Source organism: Sulfurimonas sp. NW7, from assembly GCF_051132265.1.
Lineage (GTDB): Bacteria > Campylobacterota > Campylobacteria > Campylobacterales > Sulfurimonadaceae > Sulfurimonas > Sulfurimonas hydrogeniphila.
In genome coordinates this window covers 1,400,634-1,421,975 of the sequence record NZ_CP093235.1, presented here as the reverse complement: position 1 = coordinate 1,421,975, position 21,342 = coordinate 1,400,634, and the positions used below count along the sequence as shown (strand labels likewise).

Here is a 21,342-nt window from a genome sequence, read left to right as displayed (position 1 = left end):
ATGAAAAAAATAAAATTGACTGCTTTTGTATTTCTCTGTGTTGTGGTGTTGTTTAACGGATGTACAGCAAACTTAACTGATCCCGAGATAAATTTTGAACCGCCTGCTTATGTTGAACAGATGCCTGCCAAAGAGGAACAGCAGGATTTTGCCTCGACTGGCAGTATATTCGGACAGGGAGAAAATCCTCTTTTTTCTGATCACAAGGCTATGCATGTCAGTGATATTGTAACTGTAGTTATTTCAGAAACCGCACAAAGTTCAAATACCGGTACAAAGCAGCTGCAAGAGGCTGATACAAGTGCTCTTGGAGGGGGGTTGTTTTCAAGTACAGGTCTCAATTCTGCTGTAAACTCCAAAGTAGCAGACTTGAACGGATTTACAAATGTAGGTTTTAACTCTACATCAAACAGTAGCTATAAGGGATCCGGAAGTGCAACAAAGGATGCAAGCTTTACAACAACTATTTCGGCAAGAATTGTAAAAATTTTAAAAAACGGGAATTATTATATTTCCGGAAAAAGAGAGATTCTGATAGATGACCAGAAACAGATAATTCAGTTAAGCGGTGTGATCCGTCCATATGATATTGATCAATACAACAGAATCAACTCTACACAAATCAGTGATGCAAAAATATTATATAAAACGGAAGGAGATATGGATCGTGCCACAAAACAGGGATGGGGGACGAAAATTGTTCAATCAATTTGGCCGTTTTAGTTTTGTTACAGCACTTTTTTTAACTTCTGTATATGCAGGGAGTTTTGCGGAGTTTAAAAAGGTGCAGACGGGATCTTTTAACAGCTTTAAAGATAAAAAAGACAGCGAATTCAACAAATATCTTCAGCAGCAGTGGGAAGAATACAGTGCGTATATCTCAACACCCTTATATAAAAAGAAAAAACCAAAGACTGTGCCGGCATTGCATCAAAAAAAAGTTCGAAGTGTCGGTCCGAATTTAGTGATAAAGATAAAACCTTTTGCTGAGAAAAAATCCGCTCCTCAGGAAAAAAAAATAAAAGCTGACAATACAGTTTTTGAGTTTTTTGGAACATCTTTGGGATTTGATGTTGATAAAAAAATAAAAAATGCTAACTTTTACCCCAGAACACAAAAGGGGATTGAGAATTTTTTCAGTGTTGTGGCGACAAGTGATTACGACAGCCTTTTGTACGGGATTGAGAGTACATGTAAAGAGATGCATCTTAATGACTGGGGAGTTTATCTTTTAATAAACAGACTCTCCTATACTCTTTTTTCTACACCGGATAATGAAAAATTATTGAGCTGGTTTTTGTTGAATAAGCTTGGCTACAGGGTCCGTGTAGCTTTGGGTGCAGACAAACATATAGTCTTGCTTCACAGTGTCAAAGGCAAGATCTACTCTACACCAAACTATACACTGGATAATAGAAAATTTTATGTCATTTCTAAATATAACAAAGAAAATATTGCAAAAGTCTATACGTATAAAAATGATTATCCTGATGCAACAAAAGCACTTGATTTTACGTTAAAAACACTTCCTGTACTTGCAAAAAAAATCCAAACAAAAACTGTTTCTTTTAAAGAACATGGAAAAGTTTACACTTTTTCTTATCGGTATAACCAAAATCTCATAGATTTTATGAAAACATATCCTCAGGTGGAATATAAAGTTTTTTTCAATACACCTTTGGAGTATGAGACATATAAAGACATAGCAAGTGATATCAAGAAATATACTGAGAACAAAAAAGCAAGTGAAGCTTTGGATTTTGTACTGCATTTTGTACAAAAAGCTTTTATATATGAGCGTGATCAGGAACAGTTTGGCAGAGAAAAAGTTATGTTTGCAGAGGAAACACTTTATTATGAAAAATCAGATTGCGAGGACAGAGCTGTATTGTATGCCCGTTTGGTGAAAGATTTATTTGGTATTGGTATTGTGGGTGTTCAGTATAAAGATCACATGAGTACTGCTTTACATGTACCGATGGCAGGGGAGAGTGTACAGGTATCAGGACAAAGGTATGTTGTAGCGGATCCGACATATATAAATGCTTCTTTGGGACAAAGTATCCCCAAGTACAGATCTGTCATACCCGAAAGCTTTGTTTATATAAAATAGGATTCAAATCTCACTGTAAATCGAACAGTTGTTTTTTCCGTTTTTTTTGGCAACATACATGGCTTTGTCGGCATCATTCATAATATTTTCTATGTTGTGTTTTTCATCGGGAAAGATTTTAATGCCTATACTTGCACCAATGTGAATTTCATTTCCTTCAATGACAAATGTCCGAGAGAGGGCTTCTATGATAGAGTGGCATTTTTTTTGTGCATACTCTTTGGCGGCCTCTTTTGTCTCTGCTATATTTACTAAAATGATTGCAAACTCGTCACCGCTGATTCTTGCAAGAATATCTTCTTCTCTTAAGATGCTTCTCATTCTGTGTGAGACTTGAATGAGAAGTTCGTCTCCGACATGGTGGCCATAGGTGTCATTGACCTGTTTGAAATTATCCAAGTCTATAAATAAAAAAGCATGAATAAAGCTATGTCTGATTGCCTTTGCATTCTCTTCATGGAGTCTTTGCAATAAAGCTTTTCTATTCATGAGTCCTGTGAGAAAATCATGATTTGCCTGATATTGAGCCTCTTCCTGTGCATTTCTTAAGTCTGAAATATCATAAAACTGTGCTATAAAGTTTATTATTTCACCGTTTTTATCTTTAATAGCAGTAATGGAGAGTCTTTCAGGATAAATTTCACCGTTTTTACGTTTGTTGTAAATATCACCTTTCCATTGTCCGGATGAAAGGAGTTGATGCCACATGTTGGCATAAAATTCTTTACTGTGTTTGCCTGATTTTAGCAGCTTTGTGGTTTGTCCTATAATCTCATTTGCTTTATATCCTGTAATTCTGGTAAAAGATTTATTGACTTCAAGTACAACACCGTTTTTGTCAGTAATGACTATAGCCTCGTGTGAGTCGAATGTATGGGAAGCTATACGTATTTTTGCAAGAAGTTTGTCCTCTTTTCTGATTAGAGCGTTAATATAATAGAGGAGGAGAAAAAAAGAGATAAAAGAGAGAATCCAGAAGATAATTGTATATGTAAAAACCTGTTTTATATCTTGTTGTGTCTGCAGGGCATCTGTTACAATGGTATTGAGAATGTGGCTTGACACATTGTAAAGTTGTGTAATGTATTGTGAAGCAGTCTGAAACCATATTTTTGCATCTTCTTTGGATGAGAGTTTATCCTGAAAAAACATTGTTCTTAAGGCAGCTGTTTTTTGTACAGTCTCTTTTTGTATGAGTTGTTTGAAAATATTTTGTGTGTTTTTTGAAGCACATATGTAAAAAATAGTCTGGAGCTTTTTCTCTTTTTCCTGCAGGAGATGAATATAATGTATATACTTTTCATTTTTTTTGGGAGCGAGTATCTGGTTATAAACATATGCTCTTTCCTGTCCCACATACTCTTTAAGTTTTTGAAGTTCAATAAGGGCTTTGCCGTTATATGATTTTGATTCCAAATTATGCATCAGTGTAGTAATAGCCTGAAGCAGCTCTTTATTGAGGGTATTATAATATTGCATTTCATCCCAAAAGCTGATTTGTGTTTTAAGAACTTTTCTTCTCACTGCCGCAATAGAATGAAACTGCTTTTTAAGATACTGATATGCATTTGAAAAATGAATCAGATCCTGATAGGCACTGTCTGTATGCTTATACTGTTTTTCCAGATTTTTTCGGATTATTTCATCTTTTGAAACAAGGTACCCTGCACTCAATCCTCTTTCAAGTTGTAAATTATGAATGAGTTTACTGAGAATTTTTGTTTGTTTTGCAGAGAATGCATAGGAAGTACTGTTCTTATACTTGATATAGTTTTCATTTACCAAAGAATAGGAAAAGTAAAGTAATGCAATGGCAGGAAGAGAAAAAATAAGGATAATTTTTATCTGCAAAGATTTTAAATTCATATTTAATGATATGCTGATATAGATTAAAAGATATCATTACATGTATTGAAAATGTTAAAAGTTAAAATCATGTTTCACATTGAAACACAATTTAATAATTAATAGCAACCTTGTATGTCGGATCATCTTCTTCATAACTGCAATGCGGTCCGGCTTTTTTCATGATTTTTTTACAGTCATCACTTAAGTGGCGCAAAAGAAGATTTTTGCCGGCATCTTCATATTTTTTTACGAGAGAATCTATGGCTTCGACACCGGAAAAATCCAATACTCTCGCATTTTTAAAATCAATGACAACTTTTGGCGGATCATTTTGAATGTCAAAATTATCTGAAAAAGTTGTAGCACTTGCAAAAAAGAGCGGACCTTCAAGTTCATATACTTTTGTTCCGTCTGCTTCTGTATGTGTTTTTGCCCAGATGCGCGCATGCTTCCATGCAAATACAAGTGCAGAGATGATAACACCGGCTATGACTGCAACAGCCAAATCTTCTACAACTGTTATAATTGTCACAACGACCATTACAAAAACATCGGCACGAGGCATATGTTTGAGATGTGAGAAGCTCGACCACTCAAATGTTCCTATACTCACCATAAACATAATACCCACAAGAACACCGACTGGAATGGCATTTAAAACATCTGTTAAAGAGATGACCAAGATCAAAAGTCCGACGGCTGCCGTAAATGAGGAAAGCCGTCCGAGACCGCCTGATGTATAGTTGATGATACTCTGCCCGATCATTGCACATCCCGCCATGCCTCCAAAAAATCCACAGGCGATATTTCCGGTTCCCAAAGCGATACACTCCTGGTTTCCACTGCCTCTTGTCCCACTCATTTCATCTAAAACTGCAAGTGTCAAGAGTGATTCTATGAGACCGACAAGAGCCATAATAACAGCATAAGGAAGAACCATGACAATGGCATCCATACTAAAAAGCGTATCGGGAATAATGAGATGCGGCAGTTTCCCTTTAAACTCTGACAAATCGGCCAATGCTCCGACGGTGAGTGTGTCTAAATGAGTAAAATACACCACAAGTGTTAAAAGGACGATGGCAACAAGTCCTGAGGGAACAGCCTTTGTATATTTTGGCAAGAAGTACATTATAAACATGGTAATGGCTACGATAACATACATATTTAAACCCTGTCCCTCAAAGAATTTAAACTGTGCCATGGCAATAACGATTGCCAGACCGTTTACAAAACCATACAAGGCAGGTTGGGGAACAAGACGGATAAATTTTCCAAATTTCAGCACTCCTACAGCAACCTGAATAAGTCCTGCTATGATGGTTGCCAGCAAAACATAGTGGAGCATATGGAAGTAGAGCTCATCTCCGCTAAACCCCTGTGCTGTGAGTTTTAGGTTTGCTTCTATAACAAGCCCGACTATAACAACAGCGACGCTGCCGGTAGCTCCACTGATCATTCCCGGTTTTCCGCCGATAAGTGCAGTAATAACACCTAAGATAAAAGCAGTATACAATCCTACAATAGGACTGACACCTGCTATAAAGCTAAAAGCAATAGCTTCAGGTACCAGTGCCACTGCAACAACAAGACCTGATAAAATATCGTTTTTTATATTTGGAGAGGTGTATTTTCTTATATCAAACAAATTATGCCTTTAGTGAATCTAATTGTGCTAAAACTTTTTCACGTTTGGCTTCTGCTTCTTTGAGTGCTTCACGATTCTTTGCCAAAACATCTGCCGGAGCATTCGCAACAAAGCGTTCATTGTTCAGCATCCCGCTCAGTTTGCCTATCTCTTTTTGGAGTTTTTCATCCTGTTTTGTCAGTTTGTTGATAATCGGCGTCAAATCAATAGAATCTGTCGGAATGAAAGTTTCGCAGCTGTCTGCGATGTCACTGACCGCATTTTCTATTTTTGTATCGGTAAATTCTACATCTTCCACTTTTGCAAGTTTTGCGATAAAAGGCAACATCATTGCCTTTTCTTTTTCGCTCAGACCGTCAATTTTCACATAGGCTTTTTGGATTTTCTGATTTGCCAGATCAACCAAAACTTTTGCACGGCGAATGGAGACGATGGCATCCATAATAATGGCAAATGTTTTTTCTTCTTTGCGCTGCTTTGTTTTGTGAGGAAATTTCTTAATCATAATAGAATCAGCATTTTCTAAGGAAGTGCCACTGAGTTCATGGTAGAGATGTTCTGTGATAAACGGCATAAACGGATGCAGGAGTTTCATGGCTTCTTTGAAAATCGCACCAAGTTCTATGATGGATGCTTTGTCTGCTTTACTCAACTCAATACCCCAGTCACAAAATTCATTCCATAAGAAACGGTACATTGTCAGGGCCGCATCGTTAAACTTGTACTCATCAAGATAGGTACGAACCTCTTTTGTGGCAAAATTCAAACGGCTCATCATGTAACGACCAAGATCGGTCTCAACACAAAAACTCTCCATATCAGGAAAAGTATCACCATTCATCTGCAGGTATTTGCTTGCATTATAGAGTTTGTTTGTAAAGTTACGGTTTTGTTCGAGTTTGTCAACACTCATTCGTATATCACGTCCCTGAGCAGCAGAAATGGCAAGAGTAAAGCGTAATATATCAGCAGAGTATTTATTGACCATATCAAGAGGATCAATGACATTGCCTTTTGATTTGCTCATTTTCTGACCGTGTTCATCACGCACAAGAGCATGCAGATAGATGTGGTTAAACGGCAGTTCTCCTATAAAATGTTCGCCCATCATCATCATTCTTGCAACCCAGAAGAAAAGAATGTCAAAACCGGTAATAAGCAAAGAGTTTGGATAAAAATCTTTCATATCCTGTGATTGAAAAAGCTTGTCCATCTCGGTATCACCTTGACCCCAGCCAAGTGTAGAGAATGGCCACAAAGCAGAAGAAAACCATGTATCGAGTACATCAGGGTCTTGAGAGATGTTTTTTGAAGCACATTTTGGACACTCAGTCGGGTGTTCATTTTCTGTTGCCCATTCATGGTCACAATCCCCGCAGTAAAAAACAGGAATCTGGTGTCCCCACCAGAGTTGACGGCTTATACACCAGTCACGGAGTTCACCCATCCATGAATTATAAGAGTTTATCCAGTGCGGCGGGAAAAATTTTGCTTCACCTGCATTTGTTTTTTCTATGGATTTGTCGGCTACTTCTTTACGTACGAACCATTGTTTTGAAATATACGGCTCTACTACATTTTTACATCGGTAACAGTGTCCGACCTGATGTTTATGGTCTTCTATCTTAACGATATAACCCTCTTCCTGGAGTCTTTTTACAATAGGCTCTCGTGCTTCAAGGCGTTCCATGCCTTTGAATTCTCCGGCATAGTCATTTAAAATACCTTTTTCATCAAAAACCGTAATAAATTCCAAATCATGGCGTTTTCCGACTTCGTAGTCATTCTGGTCATGTGCAGGCGTGACTTTTACGACACCTGTTCCAAACTCCATATCGACATAAGCGTCTGCAATAATTTTAATCTTTCTATCAAGAAGGGGTAAAACAACTTCTTTTCCTATGATGTCTTTGTATCTTTCATCATCAGGATGTACCATGACGGCAGTATCTCCAAAATAGGTTTCAGGTCGTGTAGTCGCCACTTCAACACTGCCGCTGCCATCTGTAAAATGGTAAAGCATATGGTAAAACTTACCATCTTCTTCTTCGTGTTCTACTTCGATATCTGAGAGGGCCCCGTCATGTGTGCACCAGTTTACCATGTAGTTTCCGCGAACAATCAAACCTTCATTGTAGAGATGGACAAAAGCTTCTTTGACTGACTTTTGCAGACCTTCATCCATGGTAAAGCGCTCTCTCTCCCAGGCAGGACTTACACCCATTTTACGAAGCTGTTCTGTCATTATGCCGGCAGATTCTTCTTTCCATGCCCAGACTTTTTCCAAAAATGCTTCGCGTCCTATCTCTTCTTTCGTGAGTCCCTGTTCTAAGAGTTGTTTTTCAACAACATTTTGTGTGGCAATTCCTGCATGGTCCGTTCCCGGCTGCCAAAGTGTTTTGTAGCCGTCCATGCGTTTGTAGCGGGTAATGATGTCTTGGAGTGTAAAGGTAAGAGCATGCCCGATATGCAGTCGTCCTGTTACATTTGGCGGTGGCATCATAATAGAGAAGTTTTTATTTTCTTCTTGTATGGCTTTGTTTCCGTCTGTTTCGAAGTATTTTCTTTCTTCCCAAATTTTATAATATTTGTTTTCGGTTTCTTGTGGATTGTATTTGTTGTTTGACATAGTGCGCGCCTTAAATTATCTAAATTAAAATTGCGCGATTATATCCAAAAAGAGGTGAGTATTTGCTTAGAAATTGCTATATGCCGGTTACTCTCTTTTTTATCTCTATCTTATCATTGTACATATTTTTATCAGCTACTTCTATAACCTGTGGCAGGAGATCATTTTTTTTAAATTTGGTTACACCAAATGAAAAACTGACACGAAAGGTGTCGTTGTGTGCTTTTAATTTTTTGCCAAGAACATTTTCTCTGATTGTATTTAAAAAAGAGCTTGCTTTTTCCTCGGAGACACTGTCGCCAAAGAGTATGATAAACTCATCACCTCCGTAGCGTATGACAGGAATTTTTAATTTTTTCAGTTCATTTGTCAAAAATATTAAAACTTTATCACCGATAATGTGGCCATGTGTATCGTTCACCTGTTTAAAATAGTTCAGATCTATAATAGCAAGCGTTCCATTATGCACAAAAGTATTGCCAAGCGGGTCCAGGTGAGTATCATGAAGCCATTTTCTGTTATATGCGTGGGTCAGTTCATCTTTGTAAACAGATTCTTTGAGTTTTTCAATTTCTTGACGAAGATATTGCGTCTCTTGCAACACCCGATTGAGAATTTTTTCGTCTTTGTTCTCAATAGCATGAATGGCCCTGTTTGTATTTTCACTTAAGGCCTGTACATTTTTGGATGTTTCATTTTGTAAAGTTGTAAATCGTGAACATTCAGTTTCTATAATTTTTCTTGAAAGGCTTTCCTCATCTTCTATTTCAAGATTGTTTTTCTTGGCAAAGTCTGAAAAAACTGAAGCATAAATAGTAGGTGTGACAACAGGAATCTGTGCGATAGAGTTTTTTGCCTCATTCGAAACAATCTCTAATATTTTTTTATTTTCTTCCATGGCTTGCCTTAAAACATTTAATTTAAATGATTTTAGCATATCCCAAATAAATTTAACAATAAATAAGTATAATCACACTCTTAAAATTTTTGCCCAAGGAGTTTGTTTATGCCGTTGTCCCGATTAAATGAAGAACAGTATGCCGCTGCAACATCTCCTTACAGTAAAAATCTCATCATTGCCTCTGCCGGAACAGGAAAAACCTCGACTATTGTCGGCAGAATCGGACATCTTTTAAACAATGGCATTGCACCAAATGAAATTCTTCTGCTGACTTTTACAAACAAGGCGGCAGCAGAGATGGTGGCACGTGTTGCAGAGTATTTCGGTGCGGGTGTTGCCAAAAAAATTGATGCGGGAACATTTCATGCGGTCAGTTACAGATGGCTGAAAAAAAGAGACAAACGAGTGGTGCTCAAACAGCAGAGAGAACTCAAAACACTCTTTCGCTCTGTCTTTGAAAAGCGCTCTTTTATGCATATAGAGGCTGAAGTACAGCCCTACGGAGGGAATTATCTGTACGATTTGTACTCTTTTTACCAAAATACGGAACTGCAAAATAATTTTGAAGACTGGCTTATAGAAAAATATCCGGAACATGAACTCTTTGCTCTGATATATGCCGATATAGTCGATGAATTTGAAGCACTGAAAAAAGAGTACGGTTTTTTAAATTTTAACGATTTGCTGTTGAACTTCAGAGAGATGTGCAAAAATGACGAACTGGGATATAAAGAGGTTTTGGTGGATGAGTACCAAGACACCAATGCCCTGCAGGGAACGCTTATAGATGCGATGAACCCGCCCTCGCTCTTTTGTGTGGGGGATTATGATCAGAGTATTTATGCTTTTAACGGTGCTGATATCGGGATTATAGGCTCCTTTACGACAAAATATCCTGATGCGGTTGTGCATACTCTGACAAAAAACTACCGCTCTTCTGTGCCTATTCTCTCTCTTGCAAACAAGGTGATTGAGCATAATGAGAGAATTTATCCGAAAAAACTGGAAGTGACACGTATATATGATGCGCAGGCGCCAAAACTTTTGGCATTTGATGAGCTGTTTGACCAGTATCATGCCATGGCTGCCATGATTCGCGATACGCAGACACCAAAAGAAGAGATAGCCGTTATTTTCCGCAACAACTCCTCGGCTGACGGCATAGAGGTAGGACTTCGTGAGCTTGATATTCCCTGCAAACGTAAAGGAGGCACAAGTTTTTTTGATTCGCGCGAAATAAAAGCGATACTTGATTTATACACACTGCTTGTGAACGAGTCGGATATGATGGCTTTTATACATCTCTTTGAATTTGCACGGGGCATTGGCTCTGCTATGGCAAAAGAGCTCTATATTGCACTCAAAGCTTTAGGGCAGGGGAGTATTTTTTACGGACTCTATGCGCCTGATGAGGGGATGAAAAATCCTTTTGAAAAGCGCAAACTCAACCATCAGCTCGGTCTTTTTGATGATTTTTTGGAACTCGGTGCCGTTGGGAAATATGCTAAACTCGGTTTTGAAGCAAAATTTATGAAAAATCCGGTACTCAAACATCCAAAACTGACGAAAGAGAGCGCGACTTTTTTGCATAATTTTTATCTGTTGTTTCGCGATTTAAAAGGTATTAAACAGCCAAAAACAGTCGTGAAAAAAATTGCAAATTCATCGCTTTACATGTATATATCCGATGTACTTGCAACTAAAAGAGCGACACTCAAAGACGGTTCTGTTGATGAGAAACAAAAAACGGAAGCACTGAGCAGAATACAGAGAAAAACTCTGCTCTTAGAAGAGCTCTCAAAACCTTATTCTGAGCATGAACGTTTTTTAAATGCGATGATTTTGGGTTCATCCGACTTGACGCAGGGAGAGGGAGTTAATCTCTTGAGTGTGCATGCAAGCAAAGGGCTTGAATACAAAGAAGTGTATGTGATAGATTTGATGGACGGGCGTTTTCCAAACAGAAAACTGATGCAGCGGGGCGGGAGTCTTGATGAAGAGCGACGGCTTTTTTATGTGGCAGTCACACGGGCAAAAGATATACTCTATTTGAGTTATGCCAAATACGACAAGATTAAAAAACAGAACTTTGTGCCAAGCCAGTTTTTGTATGAAGCCGGAATGGTTGTTAAAGATGAAGCTTACAGGAAAATGGTAATGCAGGAAGAAAAAGAGGAAGAGTAGTTTTTCGAATCTGTACTTTTAATTCTAAACAGTCGGCACTAAAGTACCGATTCCGTGGAATATGCAGTTTGTTAGGAACCCATCCTTTAGGGTGGGCTGGGAGTGGCAGGAAAGTAACAACAGTCGGCACTAAAGTACCGATTCCGTGCAATATGCAGTTTGTTCGGAACCCATCCTTTAGGGTGGGCTGAGAGTGGGAGGAAAGCAACAGCAGTCGGCACTACAGTAGTGATTCCGTGGAATATACAGTTTGTTCGGAACCCATCCTTTAGGGTGGGCTGAGAGTGGCTGGAAAGCAACAACAGTCGGCACTACAGTAGTGATTCCGTGGAATATACAGTTTGTTCGGAACCCATCCTTTAGGGTGGGCCGAGAGTGGCTGGAAAGCAACAGCAGTCGGTGCTACAGTACCGATTCCGGACACAATGCCATATTAGCTTTCATTGCGTAACTTTCTGGTTTCCAAAAAGAAACTGTGTCCAAGATATATCACATAAAAAACAGATGCAAAAAATATAACGAAAGGGATGAGTGAGAGCAGATAAAGTCCCAATGTTTTGAGCCTGAGTGTATTGGCATGAAAAAACCTGATTTTCATCGCTTCTTCTTTGGTACATATTGCCGAAGAGACATCATAGATCATCATTTTATGAAAGAAGTAATACAGCGGAAAATTGAATGCTATGATGTTTACAACGGGTATAAAATACAGGGGAATAAATACAAAAAACAGGACAATCATAACAAACATCCATTTCAGTGTTAAAAATATGCCTTCTGCTGCATTGGAATAGCCTATCATTGCTACATCCTGATAGTGCCTGTAGTGAATTTCTTTCAAAATAGCATGGGTTAAAAAGCCGATAACAAGCAGTGCTACAAATATAGAAGCATACAATGTCATGAATCCGCCTATGGTATAGATAAGAAAAGTGGCTATCCAGGAAGTCAGCGCACTGCTCATTAAAAATTTCATGATGCCCGTACCTGCGAGTGTGGCCTGAAAGCTTTCTGTGTGAGGTATGCCGTTTTGGATCGTCGTTTGTGTGCTTTGTATCTCCATGGTTGTGAGCTGGTCAACACCAAGACCGGCAGCGATAAAAAAGAGAATATACAAAATTAGCATACTGATGACAAAAGGCATGAGTGAATACATCAGCATTTTTTTTGTAAAAAGGTCTTTGATACTCAGAGCAAGGATGTTTGTCTCATTCTCCATTTATATATTTTCCTCAATGATTTGAAATGCTTTTTGTGTATCGTCTGCACTCATTTTTCCTGATTTGTAAAAGAGGACTTTGCCGTCTTTTGAAAAAATGACGATATTTGAAGCATCATCCGCTATCTTCCACTCTTTTACCAGAGTTTTGTCTTTGTCCTTTACATAGATCGTTTTTGGAAATTCTTTTTGTTTGCCTTTGAGGATGGCTTCGATTGCGAAGTTTGGTTTCCATGTTGCCGCCATATTGACAATGGCAATACTGCCAAACGCTCCTTTTTCTCTGTAGTGTTTTTTCTTCAGTGCCTGAGAAAAATCTTCATTGACATCTTTTTCATCAGGATCAACATAAAACATGACAAATACTTTATTTTTAAGCATATTTGAGTTCCATGCGCCTCCTGTTACCAGTCCTCCTTTTTCACCCTCTATTGTTACATTTTTTGGTGCTTCCCCGATTGTAAGTGCATACAAATTGAGGGTGGTTAAAAGTGCTGCCAGTGTTAGTTTTATTTTCATCGTTTACTCCATAGTTTTTGGTTGAGTTGTAACTCCCCGACAATTCCCAGTGCCAAATGCAGGGTTTGTATATATTGCATTGCTATTTTATACTTTAAAAGTGAATGAAATACAGACGATTCAAAAAGATCTTTATTATACTCTATTGCCATATAAATATTGCCGTCTAAAAAAGAGACATAGAGAGGGTGTTTTGATTTTTTTTTCAAATGCAGAAGTTTGCTCATAAGTGTATGTGTCAAAATATAGCGTGCTTCAATTTGGTCGTTTGAATAGACAACAAACTCTTTTTCAAAGGCAACATTGTCCATTTTTACAAGTTCGCTGCGGCTCATATTATTTGCCTGTAGCCAGTTGCCAATAAGCGTGCCAAATGTATTTTGGGCGCTGTCGGGAAGAATGACGGTCTGGGATGCAAAATGTTTGTTAAATTCGCAAACAATAAAAAGACCTTGAAATATTGTGCTCCAGCTTGTTCTGCCTTTTGAATCTTTATGTTTTTTTTGGGCATGAATATCTGAGAGTTCTATTCTTATTCCATCAATTTCTCCTCGAATATAGTCATTGCCGCTGAATCTGTCAGGCCGTGCGGTAAAAATCTTTGAACGGGTGAAACTCTCTTGTGCAATATGCGCATTTGGCAGATAAGTGAGATTTTTATCGATCTCTTGAATCAAGGGCTCAATGATGAGGCTCTTAAACTGGGCGGTATAATCTTTAATGAGGTATTTGTATATGCCTCCGCCTATAGCGAGGTACACAACTGCTGCAAAAATCAAGGCTTCAATGTTTTGGATGTTTATTAAAAGTGCAAAGGTAAAAAGTAGGACAATAACAGTATATACAATACCGATATTGATAATCTTTTTTTTAAGCTTTTTTCTTTCATTTTCAAGTTCCTGCAAAACAGGGTAGAGTGTTTTATAGTAAAAATCTGTTAACTCGCTGATATTTTTCATATCTTAAGAAAACTGCTCTTTGACATTGACATTTTTTCTCTCGTCTTCACTGATGACAAAAACATCTTTTTTCTTGTATCCCATCATATTTGCCATGATATTTGTAGGAATCTGCTCAATTGCATTGTTGTAATCCGTAACGGCCTGATTGTAAGCACGGCGGGCTGCTGAGATCTGTGCCTCTACTTCATTGAGCGAATGTTGCAGATGCAGAATATTTTCATTTGCTTTGAGCTCAGGGTAGTTCTCAACCGCAATCATAATTGAGCCAAGAGCAGCACTCATTTTTTTGTCCAAATCTATTTTCTCTTTGTTGCTCAGATTTGTTTTGTTTGCCTGGGCACGGAGTTTTGTTATATCTTCAAGGATTGATTTTTCATGCTGCATGTATTTACTGACACCGGCAACAAGATTTGGTATGAGGTCATAACGTTTTTTCAAAAGCGTATCGACTGAGGCAAAAATATTTTCGACCTGATTTTTCTTTGCAACAAGCGAGTTGTACATAAGAATGAGAACTATGGCAAGCACTATGAGAATTATAAGCGGTGTGGACATACAAGCAACCTTTTTTAATATAAGTATATTTTATCTGTTTATGTTTTAATCTGCACTTATGGCGTTGGCCGCCGCATAGGCACTTGCCCAGGCAAAAGCAAAGTTGTATCCGCCGCGTTTGCCGACGACATCGAGACACTCTCCTATAAAGTAGAGATTCTTCTGTTTTTTTGATTCAAATGTTTTGTTGTTTATTTCTAAGGTATTTATGCCTCCGCCGCTGACTTCTGCGTGCCGAAATCCATGCGTGTCTGTTACTTCAAATCGCCAGTTGAGCATCAGGTTTGCTATTTTTTTGGAGAGTTTTGTATCTATATTTTTGCTCTCAGGGTTGAGATGCAGGTCCTGCAAAATACCGTTTGCTATTTTTAAGGGAACTAAGCCGACCAATACATCCAAAAGAGTAAACGCAGGCATGTTTTTCTTTACATGTAAGAGATGGGCAGAGAGTTTTTGTGCTGTAAATTCAGGAAGCAGGTTGATGGAGATATCAACAGCCCCGTACTCCAAGAGTGCTTGTGAGGCATGTTGGGAGATATCCAAAATAGCAAAACCGGAAACACCGTAATTTGTAAAAAGCACATCGCCGTTACATGTAAGCTCTTTTTGCTGATTGACAAACAGCGTTACTTCGGCATTGATTTTGGCTCCGCTCATTTTGTGGGCTGTTTTAGAATTGAGGTGGAGTTGTACCAAAGAGGGGTAGGCTTCAATGACAGTGTGCCCAAAGGCTTTGGCAAACTCCTCGGCATCGGCATTACCGCCCAAATGAGAAGCAGCACGCGAACCGCTGGCAACGACAACACTGTCATAGCTGTTTGTCAGTTTTTTTATATCGGTAATTTTATGCTCTGTATGAAAAACAACGCCAAGGCTCAGGGCATATTCTATAAAAATCTTGGCAACACTTTTGGCTTCATTGCTCAGCGGATAGGCTCTTCCGTCATCCGTTACATGTAAGAGCAGTCCGATTGATGCGGCAAATTTTTCAAACTCTTTAAATCCGAAGTTCCTGATGGCATACTCTACAAAATTCGGATTTTGAGAAAAAAAATCGTTTACATGTAAATTTTTGTTTGTAATATTACAGCGTCCGTTTCCAGAGACGAGAATTTTTTTTGCCGGTTTGGTATTTTGCTCATAGAGCGTTACATGTAAACCTGCTTTTGCACAAAAGACGGCACACAAAAGCCCGCTTGCACCGCCTCCGATGATTGCAACTGATTTTGCCATTACAGATGTACTACCTTTGCTCCAAATCCGCCCATATGCTGTGGGGCATCCTCAAATTTTTTCACTCGCGGGTGGCGTTTTAAAAACTCTTTGACCGCATAAGAGAGTTTTCCTGTGCCTATGCCGTGATAGACTATGACTTCATCCCAGCCGTTGATAAGGGCGTCGCTTAAAAATTTGTCTAAGACTTCACAGGCCTCTTCGCCTCTTAAACCGTGCAAGTCACATTTGAGTCCCGCTTTTTTCTCTACATGTAAGCTCAGATTTGTCGCCGGTTTCGGTTGAATGATTTGTGTAGGTTTGAGATGTTTTGTTCTGACGCGAACCCGCATACCGTCCACTTCTATGGTCGCCTCGTTTTTGCCTTTCATGGAGACTATCGTCCCTTTTTGGGAGTGGTATTTGACTTTGTCTCCGACTTTAAACTCTATATTTCTTTTGTCCTCTTTTTGTGTCTGTTTTGGTAGTTTTTTGTTTGCTTTGTTCATCGCACGGTGAATCTCTTTGACATCGCCTGCTTTTGCCGCATTTTTGGCTTCGTTTATGGCAACATCATAAGAGTGTTTGAGTGCTGCTTTTTCTTTTTCAAGTTCACGCAAAAGCTGTTCTTTTTGTTCTTTGAGGGCATGCTCTTTTTTATGAATTTCATCCAGTTTTTCATCGACTTTTTGATGTTTTTGCCTGAGTTCACGTTCAAGTTGTGAACCGCGTTCGATCAAGAGTGAAAGTTTTTCCGAGTTGTCGCCGTAGACTTTTTTTGCCTCATTGACAATGGTATTTGAAATGCCGTAACGGCTGGCTGTTTCAAATGCGTAACTTTTCCCGATGATACCCTGCATAAATTCATAAGTGGGTTTTCGCTGCTCTTCATCATAAATGGCAGCCATCAGTTCCACATCATCACGGTCTGCCATCAGTGCAGCAAGGCGTTTGTGGTGGGTGGTCACAACCACTTTTTGTCCGCGTTTGATTAAATCATCGAGAATGACCTTAAAAAGCGCCGCCGCTTCATCAGAGTCTGTTCCGAGTTCTATCTCATCGACTCCGATAAGTGCTGATTTGTACTCAAATATACGTGAAAACTGCTGCATTCTGCCTGCAAAAGTCGAGATGTCGTTTTTGACATTTTGCGGATCATCTATAATGGCCTGTATCGCTTTAAAATTGCCTATATGTGACTTTGTCTCATTAAGTTTCATAGGAATAATATACTTTGCCATAAATGCAGCTGCCAATATGGACTTCAAAAGCATGGTTTTTCCGCCGGCATTGACACCCGTAATCATCAAAATATTTTTGGAAAAGTCAACATTGATAGGTTTTGCATTATGCAAAGCAGGATGAATAAAACTGTTGAGCACTATTTTTGTATCTTTTTTGCTTTTGACGAGTTGCAGGTTTTTGCTTTTTGCAAAGAGTACCCGTGCCTGATAGTTGTCAAATTTGGTAAACTCTTTGTCTATAAAGTTGATAAAAGGCTGCAGTTCATAGAGTTTTTTTGAAAACTCTTTGGCATATTCGTAAAATATTGCTTCACGTTCTTGCTCTATAAAACGAATCTGCTCTTTTGATTTAAGTACGCTGTCGGGTGCAACATAAAAAAATCCACCGGTACTTCTGCCAAGTATGGCACCTTTAAGGACATGATTAAATCCGCCGCGCACAAGCAGACACTCTTCATTGTTTACAAAGTGAACCTGTGTATCGACAAGGTAACCGGCGAGTTTTGAACTCGACATCATTCTTTTGAGCGCGCCTGAGATGTTGCTTTTGTGCTCTTGTATGCGTTTACTGAGCGTAAAAAGGTTCTCATCCAGATTTTCTTCAAATTTTCCGTCATTTGTGAAATATTTTTCTATTTCCAAAAAGGTTTCGGGGATGATGAATTTGTCCATCCACTCTCCGATTAGGCCCTCAAGTTCTCTGTTTTTAAAATAACGAAAATAGCGTACAATTTTTACAATCTCAAAAATCTGTTCAAAATTTAAGACACCGTGTTTTTTCAAATGTCCTTTGATTTCAAAAAAATCACTTACTTTAGGCGGGGCTTTAAACTCCAGCTTATCCAACTCTTTGATATAACGAAAATGCAGTTCCTGATCACCTTCAATATACAAAGAGTGTTCACGGGAAAAAAAACTTTTAAACTGTTCTATATGCTCAACTAAGTCAAGTTGGTGGATGAGGGTATCGACTCGGGAACTTTTAGCAGTTTTATTCACAACTGTCTGCACTTATCATCTCTGCATAGTGGGGTGTGTTCTTTTTGCCTATGAAGGTATAGGTGCCTGTACTGAGGGAGTATATGTCTGCATTGACATCGACGCCGTTACATGTAATCGTTTTTCCCTGTTTGTATTTTATTATTGTCTTGAGCATTTTGTCTCTTTGTGCCTGATTATATTTGTTGTAGGTAATGGCACCGAGTATGATAAAGAGCAATATAGCTCCGATAAGAAGTTTTTGAGAGTTGTCAAGTTCTGTAAAATAATGCAGTGCCGCGAATAAAAGTGTTACTATAATTAAACCGTAAATATATGCCATTACAGTGTGCCTCTGATTTGATAGGTAATATCACCTGCACCAAAACCGATGATGAGACCTTTATCAAGTGTTTCCAAGTCTTTATTGTCTTTTATAACTTTTATAGTATTGTTACTGCGGGAAATTTTGTCCGCTAGAGTAAGGTTGTAATGTTTGAAATTTTCTTGAAAATCAATATCGCGCGGTGCTTCTCCCGCTGCCCATACAGGGAGGATGATAAGCTCGGCCGCTCCGTCGAAACATTTGATGAATTCCTCCAGATTGTCAATAGTTCTGGAGTATTTGTGCGGCTGCCAAATGGCTGTAATTTTGTCAAAACCTTTGAGCATGGCATACTCTTTGACCGATTCAAAAGTGGCTTTGATCTCTGTAGGATGATGCCCGTAATCATCTATGATGACACTGTCGTGCTCAAATCCGACAATATCAAAACGTTTTTTAATACCTTTGAAGTTTAAAATATTTTTGCGTATATCTTCTATGGACATGGATTCATGTGCGGCAAGTATCGCGAGGGCTGCATCAATGGCAATATGCTTGCCAAATCCCCAGACATCAAAACTCCCAAAATCACGGAAGGTAAAACGGGTATGGGGCTGATTGTTTATGAGTACGAACTCTATGTTTTGTATCTCTTTGCTGGGATAAAGCCACTTGGCTTCAACTTCATTGACCAGTGTTGCCAAAAACGGGTCTTCGGCATTTAAAACTTTGAGTGGTGCAAGATTTATGAAAGTTTTGTACGAATCATAAAATCTTTCATAATTGTAATCATAATATTCCATATGTTCAGGCTCGGCATTGATGACAATGGCACAGTGGGGATTAGAGTTTATAAAACTGCCGTCACTCTCATCAGCTTCAAAAATCATAACATCATTTGTTGCATCATAACGGACATTTGAGCCAAACTCTTTGGATTCTGCACCGATAATGGCAGAACCGTTCATAATAGCTGAGAGAATTGCTGTCGTTGTGCTCTTTCCATGCGCTCCGGCAACAGAGTAGACTTTTTTGTCCTGCAGAATTTTAGGCAGTGCTTCACGGCGTGCAAGAACCTCTATGCCTTTTTCTTTTGCTGCAATAATTTCGGGATTGTCAGGACGGATAATAGCGGAGTGTACAATAAGGTCATGATTCGTAATGGCATCCGCAGAATGAGGTATGGTTACATGTAAACCAAGAGCGCGCAGTTTTTTGGTAATAACAGTCTCTTTGATGTCAGAACCGCTGACTTCATGCCCTTTGTAATGCATATACTGTGCAAGTCCTGAGATACCGATGCCGCCGATGCCGATGAAGTGTATTTTCATGCTTGTATGCCTTTGTCTTTCATTGTGTCAAGCAATTTTTGTGCCTCTTGCTGAAACTCGCTTATGTAAAAGGTTCCCGCTCTTTGTGTCGCTTCCAAATCTGCAATTCTATCAAGGAAGTCATCAAAAGAAATTTTTTCCTCTGCTGCTATCCAGTGCAGTTTTAAAGCATTTGAAAATTTTTCGTCATTGCTTAGACCGCTAAGGACTTCAAAAAGTGCGGCAGCATCATTTGTTTTACCTGCAGAGTAGTGCTCTATCGCATACTCATATAAAGCACGCAGGGTTGCAAAATCCTGCACTTCGTTCATATCCATGGCTCTGTGGGCTTCAAGCGTTTCGGTAAGTTTTTCCAGCGCCAAATCAAGAATATTTGCATAAAAACCTTGCAGTGTTTCTTCATCGAAACTCTCATGTGCCTGCTGTTCCAAAACATAAAGTGCTGCTATGTCACCGTTTTGCTGGGCTTTGAGGATTTTTTCTTTTAACTCTTTATCTTTGCTCATTTAAACATTCCTTAATTCTTACAAGTGCATCTTTTGTTTTTTGGGGATTCTCAACCAGTGCAATACGAATGAACCCTTTGCCCGGGTTTTCGCCTTTCGCATCTTCTCGGGCGAGATATTCACCCGGAAGTACTTTTACATTGTAGTTTTTGTATAATCTTTTAGTAAATTCAAGCGCGTCACCGACATGTATCCAGAGGTAAAATGTAGCATCAGGAATTTTTGTTCCCAATATCTCCTGGGCTATACGAAAGTTTTCCTGATAGACAGCTCTTGCTTTGGCAACATGTTCTTCATCACTCCAAGCCGCTGCTGCCGCATATTGCAGAGGAAGGGGTGAGGCACAGCCTATGTAGGTTCTGTACTTCATATACTCTCCCAGTATTGTGGCATCACCGGCGATAAAACCGGAGCGAAGACCCGGTGCAGAAGAACGCTTGGAAATGGAGTTGATCACTAAAATATTTTTAAATGTATCATTGTTTACATGTAACGCAGCTTCTAGGAGTGAAGGCATTGGTCTGTTTGTATATATTTCGCTGTAACATTCATCATTGAGCAAAACGAAATCATGTTTGAGAGCGAGTTTGACCCACTCGCCTAGTTCGTCAAGAGTGAGCGTTGCCGTTGTAGGATTGTTTGGAAAGTTAAGTATAACCAGATCACACTTTGCCAGCTCTTCTTCGTTGATTTCTGGTTTGAAGCTGTTTTTTTCACTCAAATTCAAATGTATCACTTTTGCTCGTGTCGCTGTTGCTGCACCTTCGTAGATTTGGTAAAAAGGGTTTGTGTAGGCAATAACGGGATTTTTCTTGTCAAAGAGCAAAAACTGCGGGAAATTAAAAAGGACTTCACGCGTGCCGAATGTTGGGATGATTTGTGCATCGTTCAGCGTGACACCGAATCTTTTGGAAATAAAATTTCTTTGTGCTTCTCTCAAAATTGCCTCACCGCTGGTCTTTGGATATTTTTTTAAAAGGGCGGTATTGTCAGTTAATGTTTTTTGTATAAAATCAGGTGTTTCAAACTGTGGTTCGCCGATTGTTAAAACAGATGGATAGTAGCCTTTGTTTGGTTGTATATTTTGCAGTAAATTAGTTAGTTTTTCAAATGGATAGGGTTCAAAATTCATAGTTTTCATCGCTTTATTAAATTAAAGCTATTATAC

General features: G+C 38.9%; 17 protein-coding genes. 3 read left to right on the top strand and 14 right to left on the bottom strand.

The genetic code is table 11. The annotated features are described in order from the left end of the window. The gene (gene flgH, locus MLC35_RS07420; protein WP_151900064.1) at positions 1-723 is read left to right on the top strand and encodes a flagellar basal body L-ring protein FlgH; all 723 of its coding nucleotides are present in this window, start codon (positions 1-3) and stop codon (positions 721-723) included. Continuing rightward, entirely contained in the window at positions 668-2,113 is a 1,446-nt protein-coding gene (locus MLC35_RS07415) for a hypothetical protein (protein WP_434636420.1), read from the top strand. Before flgH ends, MLC35_RS07415 begins: the two co-directional genes overlap by 56 nt. A 3-nt stretch (positions 2,114-2,116) precedes the next feature. Here MLC35_RS07415 and MLC35_RS07410 read toward each other — a convergent pair whose 3' ends face one another. The 4 genes from MLC35_RS07410 to MLC35_RS07395 all read right to left on the bottom strand — a co-directional run bounded on the left by MLC35_RS07410 (position 2,117) and on the right by MLC35_RS07395 (position 9,136). Beyond that, a complete protein-coding gene (locus tag MLC35_RS07410; protein WP_434636418.1) occupies positions 2,117-3,979 on the bottom strand; it encodes a diguanylate cyclase domain-containing protein in 1,863 nt (620 codons plus the stop codon). A 91-nt stretch (positions 3,980-4,070) separates the two neighbouring features. Next, on the bottom strand, positions 4,071-5,609 hold the full coding sequence (locus MLC35_RS07405; RefSeq protein ID WP_418640454.1) for a SulP family inorganic anion transporter: 1,539 nt from the start codon (positions 5,607-5,609) through the stop codon (positions 4,071-4,073). A 1-nt stretch (position 5,610) separates the two neighbouring features. Then, the gene (locus MLC35_RS07400; RefSeq protein WP_434636415.1) at positions 5,611-8,238 is read right to left on the bottom strand and encodes a valine--tRNA ligase; all 2,628 of its coding nucleotides are present in this window, start codon (positions 8,236-8,238) and stop codon (positions 5,611-5,613) included. 76 nt (positions 8,239-8,314) lie between these two features. Further along, a complete protein-coding gene (locus MLC35_RS07395; protein ID WP_434636413.1) occupies positions 8,315-9,136 on the bottom strand; it encodes a GGDEF domain-containing protein in 822 nt (273 codons plus the stop codon). A gap of 108 nt (positions 9,137-9,244) precedes the next feature. On the opposite strand from MLC35_RS07395, the gene MLC35_RS07390 reads away from it, so the two are divergent. Continuing rightward, positions 9,245-11,323: an ATP-dependent helicase gene (locus MLC35_RS07390; protein ID WP_434636411.1), complete on the top strand. Its 2,079-nt coding sequence runs from the start codon at positions 9,245-9,247 to the stop codon at positions 11,321-11,323. A gap of 433 nt (positions 11,324-11,756) precedes the next feature. Here the strand turns inward: MLC35_RS07390 and MLC35_RS07385 are convergent, their stop codons facing one another. Genes MLC35_RS07385 through MLC35_RS07340 form a run of 10 tightly spaced genes read right to left on the bottom strand, consistent with a single transcriptional unit; the run spans position 11,757 to position 21,306 of the window. Further along, a complete protein-coding gene (locus tag MLC35_RS07385; protein WP_434636409.1) occupies positions 11,757-12,542 on the bottom strand; it encodes an EI24 domain-containing protein in 786 nt (261 codons plus the stop codon). Continuing rightward, on the bottom strand, positions 12,543-13,061 hold the full coding sequence (locus MLC35_RS07380; RefSeq protein WP_434636407.1) for a YtfJ family protein: 519 nt from the start codon (positions 13,059-13,061) through the stop codon (positions 12,543-12,545). Beyond that, complete coding sequence (locus tag MLC35_RS07375; RefSeq protein WP_434636405.1) at positions 13,058-14,020, bottom strand: DUF3137 domain-containing protein; 963 nt, start codon at positions 14,018-14,020, stop codon at positions 13,058-13,060. Before MLC35_RS07375 ends, MLC35_RS07380 begins: the two co-directional genes overlap by 4 nt. Positions 14,021-14,023: 3 nt before the next feature. Then, positions 14,024-14,578, bottom strand: coding sequence for a LemA family protein (locus tag MLC35_RS07370; RefSeq protein ID WP_434636403.1), 555 nt, complete (start codon positions 14,576-14,578; stop codon positions 14,024-14,026). A gap of 45 nt (positions 14,579-14,623) precedes the next feature. Further along, entirely contained in the window at positions 14,624-15,811 is a 1,188-nt protein-coding gene (locus tag MLC35_RS07365) for an NAD(P)/FAD-dependent oxidoreductase (protein ID WP_434636401.1), read from the bottom strand. After that, on the bottom strand, positions 15,811-18,045 hold the full coding sequence (locus MLC35_RS07360; RefSeq protein ID WP_434636399.1) for an endonuclease MutS2: 2,235 nt from the start codon (positions 18,043-18,045) through the stop codon (positions 15,811-15,813). The genes MLC35_RS07365 and MLC35_RS07360 overlap by 1 nt, the downstream gene beginning before the upstream one ends. Next, positions 18,026-18,355: a hypothetical protein gene (locus tag MLC35_RS07355; RefSeq protein WP_434636397.1), complete on the bottom strand. Its 330-nt coding sequence runs from the start codon at positions 18,353-18,355 to the stop codon at positions 18,026-18,028. The genes MLC35_RS07360 and MLC35_RS07355 overlap by 20 nt, the downstream gene beginning before the upstream one ends. Further along, positions 18,355-19,668 (bottom strand): UDP-N-acetylmuramate--L-alanine ligase, encoded by a 1,314-nt coding sequence (murC, locus tag MLC35_RS07350; protein ID WP_434636395.1) that lies wholly within the window; start codon positions 19,666-19,668, stop codon positions 18,355-18,357. Before murC ends, MLC35_RS07355 begins: the two co-directional genes overlap by 1 nt. Continuing rightward, positions 19,665-20,174, bottom strand: coding sequence for a hypothetical protein (locus MLC35_RS07345; protein ID WP_434636393.1), 510 nt, complete (start codon positions 20,172-20,174; stop codon positions 19,665-19,667). The genes murC and MLC35_RS07345 overlap by 4 nt, the downstream gene beginning before the upstream one ends. Further along, on the bottom strand, positions 20,161-21,306 hold the full coding sequence (locus MLC35_RS07340; protein WP_434636391.1) for a succinyldiaminopimelate transaminase: 1,146 nt from the start codon (positions 21,304-21,306) through the stop codon (positions 20,161-20,163). Before MLC35_RS07340 ends, MLC35_RS07345 begins: the two co-directional genes overlap by 14 nt. Positions 21,307-21,342: the final 36 nt, after the last annotated feature.

What these genes read in the sequence shown, in the direction of transcription:
- flgH (WP_151900064.1), top strand. Translation starts at nt 1, where the DNA reads ATGAAAAAAATAAAATTGACTGCTTTTGTATTTCTCTGTGTTGTGGTG.
- MLC35_RS07410 (WP_434636418.1), bottom strand. Translation starts at nt 3,979, where the DNA reads ATGAATTTAAAATCTTTGCAGATAAAAATTATCCTTATTTTTTCTCTT.
- MLC35_RS07400 (WP_434636415.1), bottom strand. Translation starts at nt 8,238, where the DNA reads ATGTCAAACAACAAATACAATCCACAAGAAACCGAAAACAAATATTAT.
- MLC35_RS07395 (WP_434636413.1), bottom strand. Translation starts at nt 9,136, where the DNA reads ATGGAAGAAAATAAAAAAATATTAGAGATTGTTTCGAATGAGGCAAAA.
- MLC35_RS07390 (WP_434636411.1), top strand. Translation starts at nt 9,245, where the DNA reads ATGCCGTTGTCCCGATTAAATGAAGAACAGTATGCCGCTGCAACATCT.
- MLC35_RS07385 (WP_434636409.1), bottom strand. Translation starts at nt 12,542, where the DNA reads ATGGAGAATGAGACAAACATCCTTGCTCTGAGTATCAAAGACCTTTTT.
- MLC35_RS07380 (WP_434636407.1), bottom strand. Translation starts at nt 13,061, where the DNA reads ATGAAAATAAAACTAACACTGGCAGCACTTTTAACCACCCTCAATTTG.
- MLC35_RS07375 (WP_434636405.1), bottom strand. Translation starts at nt 14,020, where the DNA reads ATGAAAAATATCAGCGAGTTAACAGATTTTTACTATAAAACACTCTAC.
- MLC35_RS07370 (WP_434636403.1), bottom strand. Translation starts at nt 14,578, where the DNA reads ATGTCCACACCGCTTATAATTCTCATAGTGCTTGCCATAGTTCTCATT.
- MLC35_RS07365 (WP_434636401.1), bottom strand. Translation starts at nt 15,811, where the DNA reads ATGGCAAAATCAGTTGCAATCATCGGAGGCGGTGCAAGCGGGCTTTTG.
- MLC35_RS07355 (WP_434636397.1), bottom strand. Translation starts at nt 18,355, where the DNA reads ATGGCATATATTTACGGTTTAATTATAGTAACACTTTTATTCGCGGCA.
- murC (WP_434636395.1), bottom strand. Translation starts at nt 19,668, where the DNA reads ATGAAAATACACTTCATCGGCATCGGCGGCATCGGTATCTCAGGACTT.
- MLC35_RS07345 (WP_434636393.1), bottom strand. Translation starts at nt 20,174, where the DNA reads ATGAGCAAAGATAAAGAGTTAAAAGAAAAAATCCTCAAAGCCCAGCAA.
- MLC35_RS07340 (WP_434636391.1), bottom strand. Translation starts at nt 21,306, where the DNA reads ATGAATTTTGAACCCTATCCATTTGAAAAACTAACTAATTTACTGCAA.